This is a genomic window from Bacteroides sp., assembly GCF_052357945.1.
In the GTDB taxonomy this organism is placed as follows: Bacteria; Bacteroidota; Bacteroidia; order Bacteroidales; family Bacteroidaceae; genus Bacteroides.
This window is the reverse complement of sequence record NZ_DAWCXD010000007.1, coordinates 68,675-92,791: the sequence shown is the minus strand read 5'-3', so window position 1 is coordinate 92,791 and position 24,117 is coordinate 68,675. Positions and strand designations below refer to the sequence as shown.

Here is a 24,117-nt window from a genome sequence, read left to right as displayed (position 1 = left end):
GCATACGATATTTGGCTTCGTTGTTACCGGCAAAGAATACGTTACCATCTGCATCATAAAGTGTCGGCGACCAAGACTTGGTATTCATTTCAGCAATCTGATTATGACCGTCACGTCCACTTGTCAATGAATGGAGGTTGGCGTTGAAAACAGTTGCTCCGTAACTGAACTGCATGGCTACGCTCAATGACAGGTTCTTATAAGAAACTGTGTTCGTCAAACCGCCTGTGAAATCCGGTTCGCCACTTCCCAGTAATACGAGGTCGGCGGAAGTGATTTTACCGTCACCGTTCTGGTCGCGGAAGCGATAATCTCCCGGACGTATGCTGGCAATCTTCTGTCCGAGCACTTCGGTAAGCCCTTGCTCGTTGATTTCGTGCTGTGAAGCATACACCCCGTCAATCTTATAGCCATACCATTGTCCGAGGCTCTTATTCTTGCGGATCATGACAAAGTTTCCGGAACCGGGAATAACCCCCGGGTCAAATCCCATCTCATCACCAGGACCGATATCAAGCACTTTCGAACGGTTGAAGCCGATGTTGGCATTCAAGGTCCAGTTCCATTTCTTAGTCAGAATAGGGGTAGCATCCAAGGTTATTTCAATACCCTGATTGCGGACTGCTCCGATATTGGCCCATCCCTTTTCGTATCCTGTGGCCAATGCTGCATTCTTTTCAATCAGCAGGTCGGTGGTCTTTTTACGATAAACATCCACTGTCATTGCCAAGCGATTTTCAAAGAACGACATATCCAGTCCGAGATTGACCATATCCGTTGTTTCCCAACGTAATGACGGGTTTGCCGGCCTGTCAATGCTGGCACCGTAAGAAAGATCGGAACCATACATCGGATAAAATGAAGAAGCGATTGTTGAAAGGCTGCGATAAGAAGGAATGGCTGTGTTACCACTGCGACCATAACCGAAACGCAACTTTAGGTTATAGAAAACTCCCAAGTCTTTCACAAACGACTCTTCGTTAATACGCCATGCCAGACCAACTGACGGGAATCCCGCCCATTTATTACCGGCACCGAAGCGTGACGAACCATCGGCACGATAACTGGCTGTCAGCAAATAACGTTCCTTATAATTGTATTCGGCACGTGCCAGGAACGATACCATATTCCACTCAACAATTGAGGAAGTAGGTATTTGTGGAGTAACGCCCATTCCCAGTCCATTGACACCTAGGTTGAGTGAAGGGAAATTCTGCGTTTCAGTACGTACCGTATTATTGTTGTAGGTTTCGAGCGTGCTACCAGCCAATACTTTAAGACGATGACCGCCTTTCCACGAATTAGTATAGGTCAGGAATGCTTCTCCGGAGAGTTTTTTAATTCCGGCATTAGTGACAATGGCACGTCCGTTTGCTTTAAATCCCTGTTCGGTGTTGGCGGGATAAAATACATCTGTTTTCTGATGATTGTCTTCATACGTACCTGCTATATTCAGAGAAAGCTCGGTAAGTATCTTCCATTCCAGTTGCATACGTGCTGTCAGATTGTCTTTATAACGATTGTTGGTAATATCGCGCACTTGTATGTATGGGTTAGAAACAACCTGCCCCTCTTCACTGCCTGTACCTTCGGTAATACCGGATGAGGTAGCAGAATTCAAAGGCGACTGACGTAACAGTTTCACCATCAAACCATCGGAACTACCGGTTGCTAAACCGGAGTTTTTAGTTCTTGAGCCTGATATATTGGCAGTCATAGTCACATTAGTACTCAATTTCTGAACGAGGTTAATTCGTCCTGTGAAACGTTCGAAGCCGGAGTTTACCACTACCCCTTCCTGATTAAGATAACCGCCGGATACCGAATAACGTGTGTTCTTATTACCACCCGAAACGTTGATACGATATTCCTGATACAGGGCATCGCGGAACATCAGATCCTGCCATTGAGTATTCGTACTACCCGGAGCACCAAACGACTCCCAGTCTGCATAAGTTGAACTTTCGGGAAGTACCCAATAGTTACCGTCACCGTTCGGATTGTCACGATAGACAATACCATCGCTCATGGTCGACGGATCAGTTCCGTAGGGGTAGTATTTCCATCCGGTCTTATAACGCATCAACGCATATTCCGAAGAATTAAGCATATCAAATTGGCGTACTGCCTGCTGCATACCTAAGTTAGCATACAGCTCCACCCGTGTTTTTCCATCATTGGTTCCCTGGCGTGTGGTAATCATGATGACACCGTTCGCACCACGCGAACCATAAATAGCGGTTGAGGACGCATCTTTTAGAATTTCAATGGATGCCACATCGCCCGGATTCAGAGAAGAAGCATCTTCGCAAATCACACCGTCGATAACAAAAATCGGGGCACTTGAAGCATTAACGGACGATGCACCACGAATACGGATAGTGTAATCAGAACCGGGAGCACCGTCATTCTGCACAATCTGCATACCGGCTGCCTTACCTCTCATGGCATCTTCAAGTGACGTAATGGCACGTTCGCTCAATGCATCCTTACTAATAGATGATATGGAACCTGTCAAGTCCGAGCGACGCATAGAGCCGTAACCGATGGCTACCACTTCTACGTCTCCCAAACCAATCACGTCCTCTTCCATAATAATATTGATCTGTGTACTATTGCCTACACGATGATCGACAGTTTTCATACTAATCATCGAGAAAACAAGCACCGACTGTTTCGACGGTACATTTATAGAGTATGCTCCGTCGATATTGGTAATCGTGCCGCGCGTTGTTCCCTGCACAACGACCGAGACTCCCGACAGTGGGTCTCCCTCCAGATCCGTTACTTTACCGGTAACAGTCAGAGTCGTTTTTTGTCCCATAACATCTATTGCCAGAACAGATGCCAGGAGCATAATCATACATAATGAATAGAATTGTTTCATTGGGTATTAATTTTTTAGGTTACTAAAAGAATACTATTTTTTTTCTCAAATATATGGGTGAAATGATTAGAACTAGGGTTAATCCGTGGATTAACACCCTCAAAAAAGCATTAACCGCTGTGTTAAAAGAGGGATTAACCTCTATTGCCTTTCACATTCTTCCTAATAAGTTCGAGGAACTGTTCCGTATTCACCAATATTACATTTTCGTTTAATAAGTTTTTAAATGCAAGCATATCTTCCACCGTGTAACTGGACGGAGCATTGACGTGTACCACGATTGCCGAATAGGCATCTATACTGTTTATGTCACGCGGAGCCGAGTTCAAAGCCGCAGCGATGGTTTCGGGAGTATGAGGTTCCGTAAACTTATCATCATTCTTCATGAAATAGCGGAACGAAACGACCGGTGCATCTCCTGTAAAGAAATAAGCGCCCTGCCATTTGGCATATCCCAGATAGTTCATATACAAGAATCCTTTCATATCGGGCAAGTTGCCGATGTGCCGCTTCATAAACGTTTCATACGAACCGGCAGACGAACCGGTGAATAGTTCTGCATCGTCCATCAATACCATATACTGCATTCCGCAATCTTTCAACATTCCATTCGTCATGCGGAAATAGTCGGCTACAAACTCATGATGAGACGGGAATGTATAACCCGCACCGGACAATGCTCCGACATAACAATTGGTTGCCGGCAGGTTTTTCTGATACCAGTTGTGCACTGGAACCATATTGGTGCGCAGAGTCGGGGGATACATCCAGGTAAGCGGAATCTCATGTGCACGCGGATGCGAGATATAGGTATTCCGGGAAAACAAATCGAGCATATAGGACGTATTGTCTCCGTCACTGAATACAATCGTGGCATAATGCACGCCCGTCCGTGCCGGGACTTCCACAGGCGAAGCCGGTCGGTCATACGGTTTCAACTGTTTCGACGACAGGATGGAAAGGCTCATGGTATTGATACCCGGCACGGTATATACTCCATTATGTTCGCATCCAAACCGCACATCCATGCGTTCAAGATTATAGGGTACTCCCCAACCGTAATGAGGCGAATTGGGTTTCAACATATAATAAAGCTTTTGCAGCACAGCACCGTCACTTTTGGCATTGCTACACCAGGGATATCGGTTCGCTATGGCAAAATCGACCATTGTCCACGGGAAAGAAGCATTGTTCACAATCGCATTCAAGTTGAATTGTGAAGAATGTTGTTTTATATAGTCGGCCAGCCAAGCCTCATCCTTATCCCTCACGTCGGCCAGTTTCTGCAGACTGTTATAAGGAGCTTTAGAGGCCAGGTCCGCTGTCAGTATCACAGCATCAAGCACTCCTGCAAGACTTGCAGCAATGTATGTTTTCTCCAATTTATCATCCACCAATACATACCCTTTCGCTCTGTTCAGGAACAAAGAAGTTATCTCCGACAGGCTTTTCTTCGTAAAGGTATAACCGGAGGCTTTCATTTCAGTCATCCATTTGGCGTATGCCTGACCGGAGTGAAGAAAGATTTCGGGACTGCTGCGATTCACAAGTCCGGCAAGCGAAGCCAGATAGAGCAATTCTTCATAATTGCTGTTTCCCACTTCGGCACGCGTGATTTCAATCAAATCCCAGTTTTCAACCAAAGGAGGTTCTTCGGGTGATTCCGGTTCCGGTTTCTCTCCCTGCCCTTGTTCTGTTCCCTGCTCCTGCTCTCCCTGTTTTTCGCAAGAGCAGAAAACTACCAATAGGGCAACTCCCATGATATAAATAAAACTTTTCATTTTCATAGTATTTTATCAATGCCGATATATTCTTTAACTTGTTCGTCTATATGTGTTTTCAACTGATGAATCACTTCTTTGCATTGTCACGTCCCAATATTGCATCCCACAGCATCGGTATAAGGATTTCCTGTGCCGCTTTGCGGGTAGGCAGAATACCGTCGCGCTGATATGGCTTTAATGCTTCTTCTCCTCCGGCGTCGTAAATTTTATTAAACTCTACCGAGTAATCGACGAGAATGATACCTTTCTTTTTGGCTACTTCGCGGCATGAAGCATTGAATGCTGCCAGTTCAGGACGAGTCTCCGCCGATTGTCCCAACGGACGTTCGGAAAGAATATATAATACGATGGTGGCATCAGGATTCTGTGCCCGCAGATTGTCGACCATGTATTCCGCACACTTTCCCGAATACCAGGGAGCGTTGTTGAAACGGGTCACAGCATCGTTTTCCGAAAAGCCGAATATCAATAAATCGGGTTTGCGGCTCAATACGGAGTCTTTGAAGTTTTCAGTTGCCCAGAAAGAGCCGATTCCCGACTTCGAGCAGTTGTAGAACGTTATCTTTTCGGGGAATCTGCGTTCGAGTCTGGTACGAAGCTGGTCCACCCAAACCCGGTTGGAGGTATTGATGGCTGCACTGGCACCGTAAAACACAACAGTCTGCTTTTCGCCTTTCTTGAGTTTCTTCAGGAAAGTGGTTTGAGCACTGGCTGTGGAGACTGTAAAAATTGATACTAATATCAAAAGAAATATACGGTTCATATTTATCTTATTTTTTCCATGGTTTATTATTCACATTCATATTCACATGACGATACCAGTCGAACAGACCTTTCTCGTCCAAGCGGTTCTGCAAGCGGCGTACATCGAGATTGCGCACACTCGTCTTCTGCAAAGCCGCCATCGCTGCTGCGGTACCGGCTGCTTCGCCAATGGTTGCACATATCGGTTGCACCCGGTAAGAACTCATTGCCAGACGGGTTCCGCTGATAATGCGCCCGGCTGTTAACAATCCTTCGGTATTGACGGGAATCAAGCTGCGGTATGGGATGCCGTAAGGTCCTACGCTGTTCTTTATTTTGGGGTCTACATTCATTCCCCACGGGTCTAACGAGTACCAGGCATCAGCAATCTTATCATCGTGCATCACTCCTTTCAGTACATCATCCACCGTCAACACATATTCTCCTTTGATACGGCGGCACTCTCTGATTCCGATTTTCGGGGCTACATGAGTGACGTATCCAGCCCGGTTGAGGGCTTCGAATTGCGGTTCCAGTTTTTTCATGGCACGGCGATGCGCGTCGGCTACCAATACCGGGTCGGTGGTGTCGGTACATTCTACCGTTGCTCCCCAGTGGAGGTATATACCGGAGTCTATCTTCCGGAATTCTTCTTCCGTCTGTTGGGTCACCCACTTCTCCTGGTCGTGGTCGAGTACACCGGTTTTGAATATGTGGCGGGGAAATTCCGCGTCGCTGCGGGTGCGTTGGCTGATGTACATCATGGTACATGGCTGCACTCTACCGTCACTCTTTTCGAGTCCGATGCTTTCGTTGAAGTCCTTGCGGGCGTCGCTACCGTAGAAGTATTCACAACCGGCTTTGGCTGCCAGTAGTCCGGTACCGGTGGCGTCGATGGTAACCGGAGCGGAGACTTTCTGCAACATACCCTGGCGCATCACGCAGACGCCGGTCACTCTGTTTCTGTTGCCTTTTGTCTCGACCACTGCATCCACAACCGGTGAACCACACATCAACGTGATATTCTTTTCTGCTTTCATAATGCCGTAAACGACTTGTGCAAATGACGACGGCAACCACCAATGCTGCTTATTATCCCATGCCCATTGTCCGAACGTGTTGCTGGGGGTAATGCTTAGTGAATGTTTCTGGTTCAGTTCGCGCACCATGTCGATAAATACACCGACACGGGGTGCACCGCACATATATGTGACATACATATCCACCGGAGCTCCTCCGGGCATCATATCTTCTTCCAGTAAAATCACCTTGGCCCCCTCTCTGGCAGCAGCAACGGCAGCAGGTATACCTGCCGGTCCGGCGCCCACTACAATCACATCGCAATGCAATTCGGGCAATTTAAACAGGGATTTATCTTGGGTATTCATCGCTTCATTCGCGGCAAACATGGAGACTCCGGGCAAAGCTGCACCAGCAGCGCCTATTCCCATATTCTTCAAAAACTGTCTTCTATTCATTGTCATAGTCGTACGCTTATTTCTTTTTTAAACCATCGAAAAGCCCCATTGAGGCAAGTCGGTCTTGTAGTTGTTTGATATCTATGGAACGAAGTCCGGTTTGATTCAAGGCGGACATAGCTGCTGCCGTACCGGCTGCCATTCCGATGTTGGAACAGATAGGCTGCACTCTAAGAGAACTGTGCGCGATACGTGTCGCACTGATGATACGTCCGGCAGTGAGCAACCCCTCGGTCTTGGTTGGCAGAATACTGCGATAGGGAATGCCGTAAGGGCCGATATGCTTCATTTCTTCGGGAATTTTCATTCCCCATACATCGAACGAATAGTGTGCGTGGGCTATCACATCATCGTGCATCGTTCCGGCAATCAAGTCGTTGGCTGTAAGCACGTACTCGCCTTTGATACGGCGCACTTCGCGCACACCCAGTTTCGGAGCCAGATGTACTGCGTATCCGGCTTCGTGCCAGATTTCGAGGTTTTCCTGCAGACGTTCCAATGCTTCCTGCTGGGCTTGTGCCAGCAACAGAGGGTCGCGGGTATCCTTGCAATATACAGTCCGTCCCCAGTGCAGATAGATGCCGGCGTCTCTCCGGATCATATCCTCCTTGTCGTCGGCTTTCACCCAACGATTCAGGTTATCTTCCACAGCACTGCTGCCTTTCAGTTTATCAATAGGTAGTATGGCATTGCGCTTGATTCTTTCACTAATCAGCATCCAGGTACAGGGCTGCACCTTACCATCGGCCACTTCGATGCCTACGGGCTCGTTGTAGTCGCTCTTGGCTTCGCTGCCAAACATATATTCGCATCCTGCCATATCGGCAATCAGTCCGTTGCCGGTAGCATCTATGGTAACTGCCGCATCAATATCCTGATAATCGCCATTACGCATGATGCGCACTCCGGTCACCTGGTTTCTGTTGCCGGAGGTCTTGAGCTTTACTCCTACAACGGGTGCTGCGCACATCAGCGTGATGTTTTCTTCTTTTTCGAGAAGCTGATAAATCACTTCCGCATAAGAACCGGGCATCCACCAGTGATTCTTTCCGTCACTGCCTGTTTTTCCGAACGTCTCACAAGTACGCCCGCCAATGGTGTGTTTTGCATTCAATACCTGAATCATCTCCTGAAACACTCCCACTCTGGGACCACCGCATATAAAGGGAACATACATATCGACCGGGGCTCCTCCAGGCATATTATCCTCTTCCAGCAATATTACTTTAGCTCCCTGACGGGCTGCCGCAATGGCGGCAGGCACTCCACCGGGACCGGCTCCGACTACCACCACATCACATTTCAATGTTGGATACTTGGGCTTGGCCTTCTCTACCTTCTCATTGCCCATAGCGGCTACAAATGACGAAGGCAGGACACTCAATGCTGCAATAGCAGACACTTTAGTAATGAAATCTCGTCTGTTAATTTCCATATATGTGTATACTTTAATGTTTTTCAATTAGAATTTATGGCAGAATCTCTATTGACGTGTTTGATTCTTAACCGCCAAAGCAACTCATCTACCGGCACTACCTGCACCTTTTTGTCCAGCAATTGCTTACACCAGTACACGGGAGTCACTCCTCTCGGCGAACGGCTGTTCTGCGGCGCACTGACAATACTGTCTTTCGACTCTTTCTCAAAGCGCGACCAGGCATGAACAATGGTCCACGCTATCTCACCCTCGGGAATTTTATTCGTCGCATCTTCATTAATTACTGCTGCAATCTGGGAGGGAGTACCGGACTTTTCTTTTTCCTGGTTAGCCCATATCTGTCCGCGTGCGGAAATCACCGGAATATCGTTCCCTTTCCGGTCTTTCACCCAAAACACTTTACCATATCCGCCATTATAGGGAGAATACTGCACGGCAAGCATTCCGGCTATTCCCTCCAATTCTTCGGCAAAGACACGATACGCATCCAGAGCTTCTTTCGAATCTATCTTATGACAAATGAAACCAAATGCTTTGATACCCATCTTTTGCATGTGCACATTCACGATACGGGCAAAACTCCGCAACAGTCCCTCTCTGTCGGCGCGCTTTGAAGCAAAAAGGTCGGGGTAATAGTATCCGCCGCCATATTCGGCAAGCGATACGTTCCGTGGCTGACTGTTCATCAGTACATTAAGCACATCGGGAGCAGCCATTGACAGGTTGACCATACACGTAGTGAATGACATGGGAATCTTGCCATTATGTTCGTTGCTCCAAAAGTCAGGATTATTGATAAAACTACCCAATGTCCACTGCATATTATCTCCGTCGCTCATCACAAAGGAATGATAAATTGCATCAGATTCCCAATTTATCCGGGCCGGATTAACAGTTTTAATCTTTTTTATTTTTTCGTTGCCGGTGATGGAGAGCATGGCAAGATTCATGCACCAGTCGGAAGCTGTATTAATTAATCCCCAATGGGAACAGGGGGCGATGTGCTGAAATTCCGGTCCGCTATTCCAGCCTATCACCGGTGACAAGGGGCGTACCCACTCCAGTACAGTATCCAGCAATTCGTCCACTCCGTAATAAACCATTCCCTTATGGGCAATGGCATAATCACGATTGTTGGCTATCGACGGATTGGTCAGGACGATGAAGTTATTGTTCATCCGGGATTTGTGTTCGTCAAACCAAGACTGGGTCAGATTCTCCTTGCTGGCGTCATACAATTTCTTCAAGCCGGATGCTTTTGCCTGTTCTTCCAATGTTATATCTACCAGAATTCCTTTCAGAATGCCGGCTTGTGCGGTTGCCAGATTGATGGAGTTGTCTTTCCGGTTATAATCATATAGGATGTAACCTTTTATATAGCCTTGCTTTTGAAAGCGTTTCACGACTTCCCAGGTATTCAGGGCGCCCCGTTCCTTTACTTTGAGGCGTTTCAGCCAAGCTTTATAATACAGTTGATAATCCGGTGTACGATTCTCAACCCAAAGTCCCTCGTTGCCGATACCCTCGTTTACAGCTTGAGCAGCAAGTCCGCATAAGGATTGGGCGACATTCATCTCACGAATATCACCGGGACGGGACAGTGTACATTTCAAGATGTAACCGGGCCTTTTCTGAACAGGCCACCAGTTATCCGGTGAAGAGGAAGCAACTACCGGTGAGATGGTTCCTCCCAGCAGCATTCCTATTAAGAAGAGTGTTTTAATTAGATTTTTCTTTTTCATCGTGGCATTAGTTTATATAGACAAAGATATCCGGGAGCCTATAATATATGGGTTAATTTATAGGTTACCTCCCACTTTTATTTTATTAATCCTACCCGAAAAGGGCTTTTTTTCGTGCAAATGTGTTCATCTGCTATCGAACGGTATCGAAGTTCCGTTCATAGATGAATTTGCAGGAAATGTTCCACTTCATCCATCAGTTTAGGAAACATATCTGTAATTCCGGGATGATTGAATGCATGGGAATAATAGGGATAAAGGTGAAGTTCGACTTCAAGCCCCTGTTTAGCAAGCCAAGAAGCAAAGTTAGTGCTTTGTACGTATCCCACAAGAAAATCGCCTAACCCATGTCCGAGAAAAACAGCCGGACTTGAAACCGGAATCATGGACGCGGGTGATATTTCACGCTTGAACTCGGTGGTGTTGGGTGCGAAATAGGGTTTATCGTCACCACCAAACATATTGTAATCGTATACGCCGGCAAAACCGACCAACACTTTAGTTCCGGGATCGCGCAATGCGGACACGGCCGACAGGTGTGCGCCCGAACTGCCTCCCGCATATCCGTAGCGGGTGGTATCTATCCGGCACTCGGCGGCACGTTGAAAGACGTATTGCCGGGCGTAGTTGATATCATCAAAAGCGCGTGCAATGGTGGCACCCGGATGAGTGGACAACGAATGTCCCACCCGCACTCCTGCTATCCCGCGGGAAGCCAGGTATTTGGAAATGACTTCCACCCGTTCGGGCGTGCCGGAAGTCCATCCGCCACCGAAGATGTGAAAAAGGACGGGGAAGTCGGAACCTGAAGCAGGAAGGTCGATATACATTTCCAGATCGTATCCCTCGTGCGAACGATAGACGAAATGTTTCGTCCGTACCTTTTGCTCGTCAATCTCGAACTTATGGTCGTAAATTGTCTTGCTCCAAGGCACAAAGGCATCTGCAGGAAATTGACCGGCATACAGTTTGGCCAATTGTTGCCGGGGATAGACATCTACCTGGTCTCCTACCTGATAGAGGCGATTGCCATAGCGGTTGTAGCCAATGTGTTTTCCTACCGGTTTTTCCTGTGCCCGGAGCGGAGGCCATACAGCCAACGACAGGCCACACGCCAAAAGCAGCATGAGCAGACGGCAAAGGGAACGGCGGAAAGCAATGTCAGAAGAAATATGCATCATGTTCTAATTAGTATTATATAGGTTCATCAATTCGATGACACAAAAATAGGGTCGAAGCAGAAAAAAGGGGGTTAATTTTCGGATTAGTGCGCTTTTTATTTCATTAATCACTCCATAAAAAGGTAGATGTCAGGCAATCACCCAAGAGAATTAAACTGAATTATTAGGAATACATGAGGGAAATTTCTAACTTTGCATTGAAACGCATTTCTAAAACGCCGTTTGATTATGCAGAGAACATACCAGTTTTTTATATTCATTGCCATATTTGCTCTTTCTTTTCAACCGCTAAAAGGGGCAGGACTGCTCTTTTCAAGAGAGACTCCCCAGACCTATTTAGACTTATTCAGTGGAAACGATATTTCATTCACCAATTCTGTAACGATCTCTTTCGATTTATCTATCCTTAGCCATGAGAGTTTCGGACAGATATGGGTGTATGAGGATAAGGCCGCGCCATATAGTTTTGCTTATATCGGTCGCGACAAGAGCAGTTCATCGTTTGTCATCAACAGCCTTTCGGATAAAAAACAATTTCTCGAAATACCCGTTTCGCCCCAAACTATCGGTGCGCGCAAATGGCTGCACGTAGAAACGCGGTTGGACTTTCAGCACCAGAAAGCGGAAGTAACTATCGATGGCCAGAAATACTTGCTTGATGGTATTACCATTCCGAATCCGTCTAAAGCGAATATTATCTTCGGTGCCAATATCAAGGCGATTCCGGAAGTGCCTGTCATGGTGATTAAAAATATCATGGTGCGGGATGAGGCTTCTCATTCTTTCCTGTTCCCGCTCACAGAGTCGGATGGGAATTTGGTGCATGAGGCAGGTAACAAGTTACACGGAACAGTAGTCCATCCCACGTGGCAGATTAACAAACAGTTCTTCTGGCAGGAAATAGGTACGTTTACCAGTTCGGCTGCTGCCGGAATAGCGTTTGACGAACCGGACCGGCAGATATTAGTTGTAGGTGATAATAATATAGGTAAGTTCGACATCAATACGTTGAAACTGACCGAATACCCCAAAGAAACGGTGGGCACGCAAACGGGATATTCGGGCGAGGCTATTTATAACCCGGATAAGCAGGAGACTTATTTCTATAACTTAGCGGATATTGGCGGACAAACCGGTCCTTTCTTCTCCACTATTTCGGATAAGGATCTGCCTACCCGTATCGTTTCTCCTCAATTCTCCAATCCGTTACATCATCATGCTTACTTTTTCGATCAGGCAAGCCAATCGCTTTATATTTTCGGCGGGTATGGCAACTATCAGTATTCAAACCTGACTTATCAGTATGACTTCGATCATGGAGCATGGAAAGAGATACAGTTTACGGGCGATGTCATTTATCCCCGTATGCACACCGTAGCAGGTAAAGGTCCTGTGGAGGGAAGCTTTTTCGTATTCGGAGGAGTGGGCAACGAGACGGGCAAACAGGAACTTGGCAAAGATTTCTTCTGTGACCTGTATCTGTTTGATACTTCCAAGCGTACCGTCAAGAAGTTGTGGAGCAGAGCGTTTCCCGACAATTACTTTATTCCGACCCGCGGGCTTGTGTTCGACAGTAAAAAGGGGTGTATCTATCTTTTGTGCATAGACCGGAAAACAACGAATGCCTCTTTGCACCGGTTTGACGTGAAGACAGGGGAACATGCCATTGTCTCCAACGAGATCGTTTTTCAAACGAACTGTATTCTGTCAACGGCATACCTGTTTAATAATCCGAAAGACAATGAATTATATGCCGTCATCCGGTATAGCGAAGATAATAATCCAAAAGCGAAGATTAGTGTCTATAAGTTGAACGCTCCTCCTATTACTTATCAGGAGCTCAAAAAATGGAATACGGACGATGACAACGAAGCAGACAGAGCTTACCTTTATTATATAATCGGAGGAGTCGTACTTTTGCTGATTCTTTGTTTTGCTTATTATCGGCATAGAAAAAAAGGAAGTAAACAAGAGGCAACAGCACCGAGCGTTCCAGAAGATGGTGTATCTGTCGATGAGAAGAGTACTGATGCACCAGCCAGTACTCCGATAAAGGTTAATGCTGTCTATCTGTTTGGAGATTTTCAGGTGTTCGATACCAAAGGCAATGAAATTGCTTATCGTTTCGGTCCGAAAATAAAACAAATGTTTGTCCTCGTACTGCTTCATTCACACGACGGTCAGGAGGGGATCAGTACTAATAAACTGTCTGCCCAACTCTGGCCGGAGAAGACTACGACCTCTGCCAAGAATATACGTAACGTCACGATCAACCACCTACGGAACATTCTAACAGATTTAGAGGGAGTGGAGCTTGTTTTCTTAAACGACAAATGGAAGATTGTGTATGGAGATAATTTCTACTGTGATTATCTCAAAGCCTTGAATATAGCAAAAATGCTGCAACAGGTTCATTCACCTCAAGAACAAGAAGAAGAGGTAAAACAACTTATCGGCCTGCTGCAACGAGGCACCTTACTGCCTACTTTTGTACATTACGAATGGTTTGGCAATATCAAAATTAACCATGACGAACTTTTCATCCGGATCATCGAGAAACTGCTTCCTATCGTAGAAGCGAATAATGAACCCAGAAAGGTTATCGTATTGTCCGACGTGCTTTTCTCGTTCGACGGAATGAGCGAAACGGCATTGACTTTCAAAATAAAAGCACTCAAGAAACTTGGACAAAAAGCGTATGCACAAAGTGTTTATGACCGTTTCCAAAAGGAGTACCAGCAACTCTATGGAGAGAAGTATAAGGAGAATTCGTTAGAAGAATAAAGACTTGACGCCATGCTTGGGAAACTTTTTTAGTCAAAAGAATAAAAGAACCTATTATAATTAATCATTTTATTAGGCACTTTTAAATAATTGTGTTCCTATCGATAAGAGTAGAGACTTTAAAAAAAGCATAAGAGAAATCTCCTAATTGCTATTTACATAGAAAAATAGTACTTTTGTACTCCATTCAAAAAAGAATTTATGACGAAAGCATTATTTTTTGATATAGACGGAACATTGGTCAGTTTTGAAACTCACCGCATCCCGTCGTCTACCATTGAGGCACTGGAAGCCGCCCGTGCAAAAGGACTAAAGATATTTATCGCTACGGGACGTCCGAAAGCCATTATCAACAACCTCTCCGAATTGCAAGACCGGAATCTGATTGATGGATATATCACCATGAACGGGGCTTACTGCTTTGTCGGGGAACAGGTAATCTATAAAAGTGCCATCCCCCAGGACGAAGTAAAAGCGATGGGAGATTTCTGCGAGAAAAAAGGCGTTCCCTGCATCTTTGTAGAGGAACACAACATTTCCGTTTGCCAGCCCAATGACATGGTGAAAAAGATATTCTATGATTTCCTGCACGTGAATGTGATTCCGACTGTATCTTTCGAGGAGGCAACCAGTAAGGAAGTCATCCAAATGACACCCTTTATCACGGAAGAGGAAGAAGAAGAAATCCGTCCGTCTATTCCTACCTGCGAGATAGGCCGGTGGTATCCTGCATTTGCCGATGTGACCGCCAAAGGAGACACCAAGCAAAAGGGCATTGATGAAATAATCCGCTATTTTGATATTAAACTCGAAGATACCATGGCTTTCGGAGACGGAGGAAATGACATCAGCATGCTCCGCCATGCAGCCATCGGAGTAGCCATGGGACAAGCCAAAGAGGATGTGAAAGCCGCTGCCGATTATGTGACAGCTCCCATCGACGAGGATGGCATCAGCAAGGCAATGAAGCATTTTGGTATTATCTGATTATGAGCGTAGACACCAATAACGCAGCGTTTCAGGACGCCCTGAACCTGATTCAATATACGCGTCAATCGGTTTTCCTGACCGGGAAAGCGGGTACAGGGAAATCTACATTCCTGCGTTACGTCTGCGAAAACACCAAAAAGAAACATGTTGTACTCGCCCCGACAGGTATCGCTGCTATCAATGCCGGAGGAAGTACGATGCATAGTTTCTTCAAACTCCCTTTCTATCCGCTGCTGCCGGATGACCCGAACTTGAGTCTCCAGCGTGGTCGTATCCATGAATTTTTCAAATACACCAAGCCTCACCGGAAGCTGTTGGAACAAATAGAACTGGTCATCATCGACGAAATTTCAATGGTAAGGGCGGATATCATTGATGCCATCGACCGAATCCTACGTGTATACTCTCACAATCTGCGCGAACCTTTCGGAGGAAAACAACTGTTATTGGTAGGCGACGTATTCCAACTGGAGCCCGTCGTAAAAAACGACGAACGGGAAATATTGAACCGCTTCTATCCTACACCCTATTTTTTCTCTGCCAGAGTATTCGGCCAGATAGACCTGGTATCCATCGAACTTCAAAAGGTATACCGCCAAACAGACCCCGTTTTTGTCGGCGTCCTCGACCATATCCGGAACAATACAGCCGGAGCGGCTGATCTGCAACTACTGAACACCCGTTATGGAAGCCAGATAGAAGAATCGGAAGCTGATATGTATATCACTCTGGCCACCCGTAGAGACACGGTAGACTCTATCAACGAAAAGAAACTGGCGGAACTTCCCGGAGACCCAATTACTTTTGAAGGAGTCATCGAAGGAGATTTCCCCGAAAGCAGTCTACCCACCTCACAAGAGCTCGTACTGAAACCCGGTGCACAAATCATCTTTATTAAAAATGATTTCGACCGCAGGTGGGTAAACGGTACCATTGGCGTCATTGCCGGAATTGATGAGGAAGAAGAAACCATTTACGTTATCACCGACGATGGAAAAGAATGTGACGTAAAACGTGAATCATGGCGCAATATCCGTTATCGCTACAACGAAAAGACCAAAGAAATAGAAGAAGAAGTCTTAGGCAGCTTCACACAATATCCTATCCGGTTAGCTTGGGCCATCACTGTTCACAAAAGTCAGGGACTGACTTTCAGCCGTGTAGTCATCGACTTCACAGGTGGTGTATTTGCAGGTGGACAAGCATACGTGGCACTAAGCCGCTGTACCTCACTGGACGGCATTCAGCTCAAAAAGCCTATTAACCGTGCTGACGTCTTCGTCCGTCCCGAAATCGTAAACTTTGCCGGACGTTTCAACGACCGGCAGGCTATCGACAAAGCTCTGAAACAAGCGCAGGCCGATGTGCAATACGCTGCTGCTTCACGCGCTTTCGACAAAGGAGACATGGAGGAATGTCTGGAACAGTTTTTCCGCGCCATTCATTCCCGCTATGATATTGAGAAACCTGTTCCCCGCCGTTTTATCCGACGTAAACTCGGTGTCATAAACACCTTGAAAGAACAGAATAAGAAACTCAAAGAGCAAATGCGCGAACAGCAGGAACGCCTCCGCCAATATGCTCACGAATATCTATTAATGGGTAACGAATGCATCACCCAGGCACACGACTCACGTGCCGCCCTTGCCAACTACGACAAGGCACTTAGTCTCGACCCTAATTATGTGGATGCCTGGATACGCAAAGGAATCACTCTCTTCAACAACAAAGAGTATTTCGATGCTGAAAACTGCTTCAACACTGCAGTCACCCTCTATCCGGCAAACTTTAAAGCTGTCTATAACCGCGGAAAGCTCCGGCTAAAAACAGAAAACACAGAAGGTGCCATCGCTGACCTGGACAAGGCCACCAGCCTGAAACCGGAACATGCCGGTGCACACGAACTCTTCGGAGACGCTCTGTTGAAAGTCGGGAAAGAAGGAGAAGCCGCCTTACAATGGAGAATTGCAGAAGAACTTAGAAAGAAAAAATAGCCTATTCTTCCCGACCTCCGCACCTATCCATCTTTGTCAACTACACACAATATCTCCATCAAACAGTGCCCCCGCACGGCCTCCCGGCCTCGTTTTTCCGACGTCAAGCGCAGGTGGTTTCTCTGGAGTAGTCGGAAAAACGCAGCCTTGATTCTTTCTTTTTGGTTCCTTTTCTTTCGTATCAAGACGAAAGAAAAAGAACTGATTATCCCTCTATATCAAAAACTTTTATTAGTTTTGTTCTTTGTAATATCTCAAACTCTTAAAATAGAAGCAAATGAAAAAAGGTTTGAAAATCGCAGCTATCACAGTAGGAGTCATTATCATTCTGATGTTCCTTCTTCCTTTCGCCTTCCAGGGAAAGATAGCCGACATTGTAAAAACAGAAGGCAACAAGATGCTTAATGCACAATTTGACTTTAAGAACCTTAACATTAGCCTGTTCCGTAACTTTCCACAGGCTTCTGTCACTCTCGAGGATTTCTGGTTAAAAGGTACTGGTGAATTTGCCAACGACACCCTTGTACAGGCCGGAGAAGTTACTGCCGCAGTCAACTTATTCTCTCTTTTCGGAGATAGCGGTTACGATATTTCTAAAATATTTATTGAAGATACACGGTTACATGCCATTGTGTTGTCGGACGGACGTGCCAACTGGGATATTATGAAACCGGATACAACAGCAACAGCCGAAGCTCCTGTTTCAGAAGAAGTATCTTCTCCTTTCAAAGTGAAGCTACAACGCTTTGTTATCAAAAACATGAACCTGATTTATGACGATCAACAAGGGAAGATGTATGCTGATATCCGCGACTTTAACGCAATCTGCGCCGGAGACTTAGGAAGTGACCGCACTACTCTGAAGTTGGAAGCGGAAACCAAATCACTTACTTACAAGATGAATGGAATCCCTTTCCTGGCCAATGCCAATATCTCCGCAACAATGGATGTGGATGCCGACCTTGCCAATAACAAATACACATTAAAAGACAACACCATCCGCCTCAATGCCATTCAGGCAGGTATCGACGGTTGGGTAGCCTTAAAAGATCCGGCTATCGACATGGACTTGAAACTTAACACGAACGATATCGGGTTTAAGGAAATCTTGTCACTGATTCCAGCCATTTATGCAACGGAATTCTCCAGTCTGAAAACAGACGGAACCGCTACGCTTACTGCAACGGCCAAAGGTATCTTGCAAGGCGACACCGTTCCTGCATTCAACATTGATATGCAAGTCAAGAATGCCATGTTCCGCTACCCGACTTTACCGGCAGGAGTGGATCAAATCAATATCAGTGCCAACGTTCAAAATCCCGGAGGAAATATTGACCAAACTACGGTCAACATCAATCCGTTCAGTTTCCGCCTTGCCGGAAATCCGTTTAGCCTGACAGCTACTGTGAAAACGCCGATCAGTGATCCGGATTTTAAAGCAGAAGCGAAAGGAGTACTCAACTTAGGTATGATCAAACAAGTCTATCCACTTGGAGATATGGAGTTGAACGGTACCATTGACGCCGATATGCAAATGTCGGGACGCCTTTCCTATATCGAAAAAGAGGAATATGAACGCATGCAAGCTTCAGGCACTATCGGACTGACGGGTATGAAACTCAAAATGAAAGATATGCCGGACGTAGAAATCAAGAAGTCTCTCTTCACTTTCACCCCGAAATACCTCCAGTTGAGCGAGACAACCGTCAACATCGGAAAGAATGATATCACAGCCGACAGTCGGTTTGAAAACTATATCGGTTACGCATTGAAAGGTACTACATTGAAAGGAAACCTGAATATTCGTTCCAACTATTTCAATCTGAACGACTTCATGACCGCTTCTGCGGATGAAACGACTGCATCAGAAACTGCGTCTACCGACTCCGTAGCTACAGCTGCCACGGGTATTATGGAAGTTCCCCGTAACATCGACTTCCAAATGGACGCTAACCTGAAACAGGTGTTATTCGACAAGATGTCTTTCAATAATATGAATGGCAAACTTGTTGTAAAAGATGGCAAAGTGGATATGAAAAACCTTTCCATGAACACCATGGGTGGTAATGTAGTGATGAACGGCTACTACTCCACCGCCAACGTAAAGAAGCCGGAAATGAAAGCCGGATTCAAGCTCTCCAATATCGGTTTCGCACAAGCTTACAAAGAACTGGATATGGTGCAGAAAATGGCTCCTATCTTCGAAAACCTGAAAGGTAATTTCTCCGGAAGCATCAATGTCCTGACAGATTTGGATGCAGCCATGAGCCCCGTATTAAATACGATGCAGGGTGACGGTAGTCTTTCCACGCGCGACCTTAGTTTAAGCGGAGTAAAAGCAATCGACCAGATAGCCGATGCCGTGAAGCAACCCAGTCTGAAAGACATGAAAGTGAAAGACATGACATTGGATTTCACCATCAAAGACGGCCGCGTAGAAACCAAACCGTTTGATATCAAGATGGGAGACTATACACTGAATCTTTCCGGCAGCACAGGGCTCGATCAAACCATCGACTATTCCGGTAAAGTGAAACTGCCCACATCCGTAGGCAATATCTCTAAGTTAATGACTCTTGACTTGAAAATCGGAGGTTCGTTCACCTCTCCGAAAGTCAGCGTAGATACTAAGAGCATGGCCAACCAAGCTGTCGAAGCCGTAGCCGATGAAGCAATCAGCAAACTCGGACAGAAACTTGGACTGGACTCTGCCGCTACCGCCAACAAAGACTCAATCAAACAGAAAGTCACAGAGAAAGCTGCGGAAAAGGCACTGGATTTCTTGAAAAAGAAACTCAAATAAAAAGAGAAGATAATAACCATTTAACCCCACTCGTCCCTCCTCCTTCTCCTTTGCGAGAGGGAAGGGATGAAGCTTTTAATATGCTACTGAAACTATATGATAAAAACAATAACCCGCAGGATTTACAACGAATCATCGATATCCTGAATGACGGCGGACTTATCATCTATCCTACCGATACGATGTACGCCATCGGCTGCCATGGTCTGAAGGAACGTGCCATAGAACGGATCTGCCGGATTAAAGAGATAGACCCTCGAAAAAACAATCTGTCTATCATCTGTTATGACTTAAGCAGTATCAGCGAATACGCAAAAGTAAACAATAACGTATTCAAACTGATGAAGCATAATCTTCCGGGGCCATTTACCTTTATTTTGAACGGCACCAACCGATTACCGAAAATCTTCCGCAACCGGAAAGAAGTAGGTATCCGTATGCCGGACAACAACATCATCCGTGAAATCGCACGCCTGCTGGACGCTCCCATTATGACCACCACACTGCCATACGACGAGCACGAGGACTTGGAATATATGACTGATCCCGAACTTATAGATGAAAAGTTCGGCGACATCGTTGATCTGGTCATTGACGGCGGTATCGGAGGAATAGAACCTTCAACGGTTGTGAAATGTACGGATAACGAACTGGAAATCGTCCGACAGGGAAAAGGCTGGCTGGAAGAGAATTAATTCCGCTGACAGCTATCTCTAACATACAGAATGGGCTGCAATCAATTCAACACTGATGCAGCCCATTCTCTTTTTATAAAATCAATTTTATGCTTACTTAATCAAAGATTCCGGATCCAAATGAGCAGACTCGATATCTTTGAAGTAACGGTAAGTACCTACTTTCAATTCCGCCGTAGCAGCATCATCACAAACAATAATACCTTTTTCATGCATTTGCAATGCACTGATTGTCCACATCTGTGTGATAGCACCTTCTACTGCATGATACAAAGCACGAGCTTTGTTATGACCGTTTACAATAATCATCACTTCCTTTGCAGAAAGCACAGTACCCACTCCCACTGTCAAAGAAGTCTTAGGAACTTTATTGATGTCATTATCAAAGAAACGGGAGTTAGCAATGATGGTATCCATCGTCAATGTTTTCTGACGAGTGCGTGAAGTCAATGAAGATCCCGGTTCGTTGAACGCAATATGTCCGTCAGGACCGATACCGCCCATGAACAGGTCGATACCACCGTATGACTTGATCTTTTCTTCATAACGTGCACACTCTGCATCCAAATCCGGAGCATTACCATTCAGAATATTCGTATTCTCCGGTTTGATGTCGATATGACCGAAAAAGTTATTCCACATGAAAGAATAATAGCTTTCCGGATGTTCTTTCGGCAATCCTACATATTCGTCCATGTTGAATGTTACCACATTCTGGAAGGAAACGATTCCTTTCTTATTCAGGTCGATCAAAGCTTTATACATACCCAGAGGAGAAGATCCGGTGGGGCAGCCCAATACAAATGGTTTTTCAGGGGTTGGATTGGCAGCTTTTATTTTAGCAGCAACATAATGTGCAGCCCACAGAGATACGGACTGATAGTCCGGCTGAATAATAAGTCTCATAAGTCGATTGTTTTATAGGTTAGTTAATAAATTATTATCTCATTCATAGTTTTAACGATCTTTCTTCAAACGATCCGCCATGGCACGTGCCAGATTTTCACATTGAGTATAAGTCAGGTCCTTCATTGCTTGTTTCATCTCCACCGGATCACCGACCAATTCGAATTTGCTCTTTTCCGCAAACTCTGCCAGACGTTTCACAGCAGCACCTGCCCATGTGAAAGAACCAAAATAACCCAAATAGCGTCCCTTCACCTCACGCAACAGAATCTTTGAGAGCAGCGCTTCCACTTCCGGGAATATCTGATTGCTATAAGTGGGAGAACCGATAATCAATCCCTTGTAACGGAAAATATCCGCTATAATATAAGAAGGATGGCTCTTTGTCACATTATGCATAACGATGTTCTTAACACCCTGTGCCGAAAGCTCTTCTGCAATAGCTTCCGCCATTTGCTCCGTATTTCCATACATGCTTCCATAAGCAATAACAACACCTTCGTCTGCATCATAACGACTCAAACGATCATAGATACCAATTACCTTGGCAATATTCTCTGTCCATACCGGTCCATGTGTAGAACAGATGGCAGAAATAGGTAGTCCGCCCAATTTTTGCAAAGCTTTTTGCACGGGGCTTCCGTATTTGCCTACGATGTTAGAGTAGTAACGAACCATTTCCCCCCAATACTTATCCACATTGATCCGCGTATCCAGGAATCCGCCATCTACAGTGCCAAAGCATCCGAATCCGTCGCCGGAGAAAAGAACGCCGTCCGTTTCATCAAAAGTCATCATCGTTTCCGGCCAATGCACCATCGGAGTCATATAAAAACGCAGTTTATGATGTCCCAAAGCTAAGAAATCACCTTCCTTTACCAAATACTGTTCGCCGGTTACACCGTAGAAACCTTCAATCATACCGAAGGTCTGCTTGTTACCCACGATAATAATTTCCGGATAATGTTGCTTAATCAGTCGGATAGATCCCGAATGATCCGGTTCCATGTGGTTTATAATCAAATAATTAATAGGACGTTCTCCAATCACTTGCTTGATCTTACGCAAGTAGACTTCAAAATAACAAATATCTACCGTATCCACCAATGCCACCATTTCATCATCAATCAGATAAGAGTTATATGAAACTCCATAGGGCAATGGCCACATCCCTTCAAATCTGTGCTTGTTACGGTCATTCACTCCCACATAGTGGACATTTCCTTTAATTCTTGTTTTATGTTCCATTCTTCAAATCCATTTATATTTCTTCCACCATCTATATTCCGCTCAAACAGCTATTTATTCAGTGGTAAGTTTATCGTCTGCAAAAATAATCCTTTTTTCCGAATCCCTATACTTCTTACCTTGATAAGCACCTCTTTCTTTCATTCTTTTTTGTAAACGCGCTACAAATTCATAATTTTTCAATCCCCAGTCCGGAGCTATTAATAAATCTTTAGGAGATTGGGAAACAAAACGCTCCACAACTATATCGGGACGGAGATGTTCTACATAATCAATCACCAGATCAATGTATTCCTCCACCTCGTTAAACAAATAAAAACCATCAGGAGCTTCATCATACTCATGCGCCATTCGTGTACCACGAATCAATTGTAACTGATGGATCTTGAGTGTAGCTAAAGGCAGGTCGGAAAGGATTTCCGCTTGTGCCACCATCGTATCATGCGTTTCTCCCGGAAGTCCGAGGATGATATGTCCGCCTGTCAGGATACCACAGGCAGCTGTCCGTCGGACGGCTTCCACCGTATCGGTATAAGTATGCCCCCGGTTTATGCGTTTTAAGGTTTCGTCACAAGTGCTCTCGATCCCATATTCAACCATAAGGAAAGTATGTTTGTTCAATTCTTCCAAGTAACGCAACAAACTCTCCGGCATACAATCGGGGCGTGTACCTATCACCAGCCCGACCACCCCGTCTACTGTCAACGCTTCTTCATATTTACGCTTCAAGCCTTCCAGTTCGGCATACGTATTGGTATAGGCCTGAAAGTAAGCCAAATATTTCATTTCCGGATATTTATGGGCAAAAAAGCATTTCCCTTCTTCCAATTGGGTAGTGATAGACTTCTCTGTCCGGCAGTAATCCGGATTAAAAGTCTGGTTATTGCAATATGTACATCCGCCCCATCCTTTTGTTCCGTCACGATTAGGACAAGTGAAACCTGCGTTCAATGAAATCTTTTGTACCTTGTAAGGAAAATATTTCCGCAAAAAAGTAGGGAAATCATTATATAATAGCTGTGTAGACATGTTCATTCACTTCTTTCTTTATTTTACCTACAAACATAAGCAAAATCAGCGAGTTATGGAAAGTTGACACAAAATATCTTCAATATATTAAAAAATTCATAATTTCCATAAGATAAATTAATAAACATTGCTATTCAAAAAACTATTTAATTAGCTTTGTCATGATTTTAGGCATTGGCAGGAGGATACTTGTGAAAGTCTTGTGCAATTATTCCCCAATTATGATTTCATCTCACCATACCCCATGCAACTCTTGTCAATAAAATTATCCTCTTTATATTCTGAATAAGATTATAAAGAGGATTTTTTTAACGAATATTATTCATTTCACTTTTCCCAAACAAAGAAGCGAGACCAATACTATATAGTAAGAAGAGGAAAAAATAAGCAAAAACGAGTATAATTTGTTCAAAC

The 24,117-nt window shown here is 45.2% G+C and carries 15 protein-coding genes; 5 read left to right on the top strand and 10 right to left on the bottom strand.

Going from position 1 to position 24,117, the window contains the following annotated elements:
• The 7 genes from ACT8YW_RS03525 to ACT8YW_RS03495 form a co-directional block, all read right to left on the bottom strand.
• Positions 1 to 2,887, bottom strand: a 2,887-nt coding sequence (locus tag ACT8YW_RS03525) for a SusC/RagA family TonB-linked outer membrane protein (RefSeq protein WP_444104037.1), incomplete at its 3' end; no start/stop codon positions are given.
• A 134-nt stretch (positions 2,888 to 3,021) separates the two neighbouring features.
• Entirely contained in the window at positions 3,022 to 4,668 is a 1,647-nt protein-coding gene (locus ACT8YW_RS03520; RefSeq protein WP_444104036.1) for a GxGYxYP domain-containing protein, read from the bottom strand.
• 70 nt (positions 4,669 to 4,738) lie between these two features.
• A complete protein-coding gene (locus ACT8YW_RS03515) occupies positions 4,739 to 5,434 on the bottom strand; it encodes an SGNH/GDSL hydrolase family protein (RefSeq protein WP_444104035.1) in 696 nt (231 codons plus the stop codon).
• 7 nt (positions 5,435 to 5,441) lie between these two features.
• On the bottom strand, positions 5,442 to 6,899 hold the full coding sequence (locus tag ACT8YW_RS03510; protein ID WP_117934781.1) for an FAD-dependent oxidoreductase: 1,458 nt from the start codon (positions 6,897 to 6,899) through the stop codon (positions 5,442 to 5,444).
• Between the two features lie 10 nt (positions 6,900 to 6,909).
• On the bottom strand, positions 6,910 to 8,328 hold the full coding sequence (locus tag ACT8YW_RS03505; protein WP_022139118.1) for an FAD-dependent oxidoreductase: 1,419 nt from the start codon (positions 8,326 to 8,328) through the stop codon (positions 6,910 to 6,912).
• A gap of 23 nt (positions 8,329 to 8,351) precedes the next feature.
• Positions 8,352 to 10,073 (bottom strand): GxGYxYP domain-containing protein, encoded by a 1,722-nt coding sequence (locus ACT8YW_RS03500; RefSeq protein WP_117934777.1) that lies wholly within the window; start codon positions 10,071 to 10,073, stop codon positions 8,352 to 8,354.
• A gap of 158 nt (positions 10,074 to 10,231) precedes the next feature.
• Positions 10,232 to 11,254, bottom strand: a complete 1,023-nt coding sequence (locus ACT8YW_RS03495) for an alpha/beta hydrolase (RefSeq protein ID WP_444104034.1) — start codon at positions 11,252 to 11,254, stop codon at positions 10,232 to 10,234.
• A 228-nt stretch (positions 11,255 to 11,482) separates the two neighbouring features.
• Here ACT8YW_RS03495 and ACT8YW_RS03490 point away from each other — a divergent pair, with 228 nt between their 5' ends.
• The 5 genes from ACT8YW_RS03490 (at position 11,483) to ACT8YW_RS03470 (ending at position 20,520) form a co-directional block, all read left to right on the top strand.
• A complete protein-coding gene (locus tag ACT8YW_RS03490) occupies positions 11,483 to 14,038 on the top strand; it encodes a Kelch repeat-containing protein (RefSeq protein ID WP_444104033.1) in 2,556 nt (851 codons plus the stop codon).
• A gap of 201 nt (positions 14,039 to 14,239) precedes the next feature.
• Positions 14,240 to 15,025 carry a Cof-type HAD-IIB family hydrolase gene (locus ACT8YW_RS03485; RefSeq protein WP_444104032.1) on the top strand — a complete coding sequence of 262 codons (786 nt, stop codon included), beginning with the start codon at positions 14,240 to 14,242 and terminating at the stop codon, positions 15,023 to 15,025.
• Positions 15,026 to 15,027: 2 nt separating this feature from the next.
• Complete coding sequence (locus tag ACT8YW_RS03480; protein WP_118418876.1) at positions 15,028 to 17,022, top strand: tetratricopeptide repeat protein; 1,995 nt, start codon at positions 15,028 to 15,030, stop codon at positions 17,020 to 17,022.
• 277 nt (positions 17,023 to 17,299) lie between these two features.
• Complete coding sequence (locus ACT8YW_RS03475; protein ID WP_444104031.1) at positions 17,300 to 19,825, top strand: AsmA family protein; 2,526 nt, start codon at positions 17,300 to 17,302, stop codon at positions 19,823 to 19,825.
• An 80-nt stretch (positions 19,826 to 19,905) separates the two neighbouring features.
• Positions 19,906 to 20,520: an L-threonylcarbamoyladenylate synthase gene (locus ACT8YW_RS03470; RefSeq protein ID WP_444104030.1), complete on the top strand. Its 615-nt coding sequence runs from the start codon at positions 19,906 to 19,908 to the stop codon at positions 20,518 to 20,520.
• A 93-nt stretch (positions 20,521 to 20,613) separates the two neighbouring features.
• On the opposite strand, the gene nagB is transcribed toward ACT8YW_RS03470, so the two are convergent.
• From nagB to ACT8YW_RS03455, 3 genes are read right to left on the bottom strand one after another with little or no spacing between them, the layout of a single operon-like run.
• Positions 20,614 to 21,426 carry a glucosamine-6-phosphate deaminase gene (nagB, locus tag ACT8YW_RS03465; protein ID WP_004301540.1) on the bottom strand — a complete coding sequence of 271 codons (813 nt, stop codon included), beginning with the start codon at positions 21,424 to 21,426 and terminating at the stop codon, positions 20,614 to 20,616.
• Positions 21,427 to 21,477: 51 nt separating this feature from the next.
• Complete coding sequence (locus ACT8YW_RS03460) at positions 21,478 to 22,674, bottom strand: FprA family A-type flavoprotein (protein ID WP_008020770.1); 1,197 nt, start codon at positions 22,672 to 22,674, stop codon at positions 21,478 to 21,480.
• A 54-nt stretch (positions 22,675 to 22,728) separates the two neighbouring features.
• Entirely contained in the window at positions 22,729 to 23,709 is a 981-nt protein-coding gene (locus ACT8YW_RS03455; RefSeq protein ID WP_444104029.1) for a TIGR01212 family radical SAM protein, read from the bottom strand.
• Positions 23,710 to 24,117: the final 408 nt, after the last annotated feature.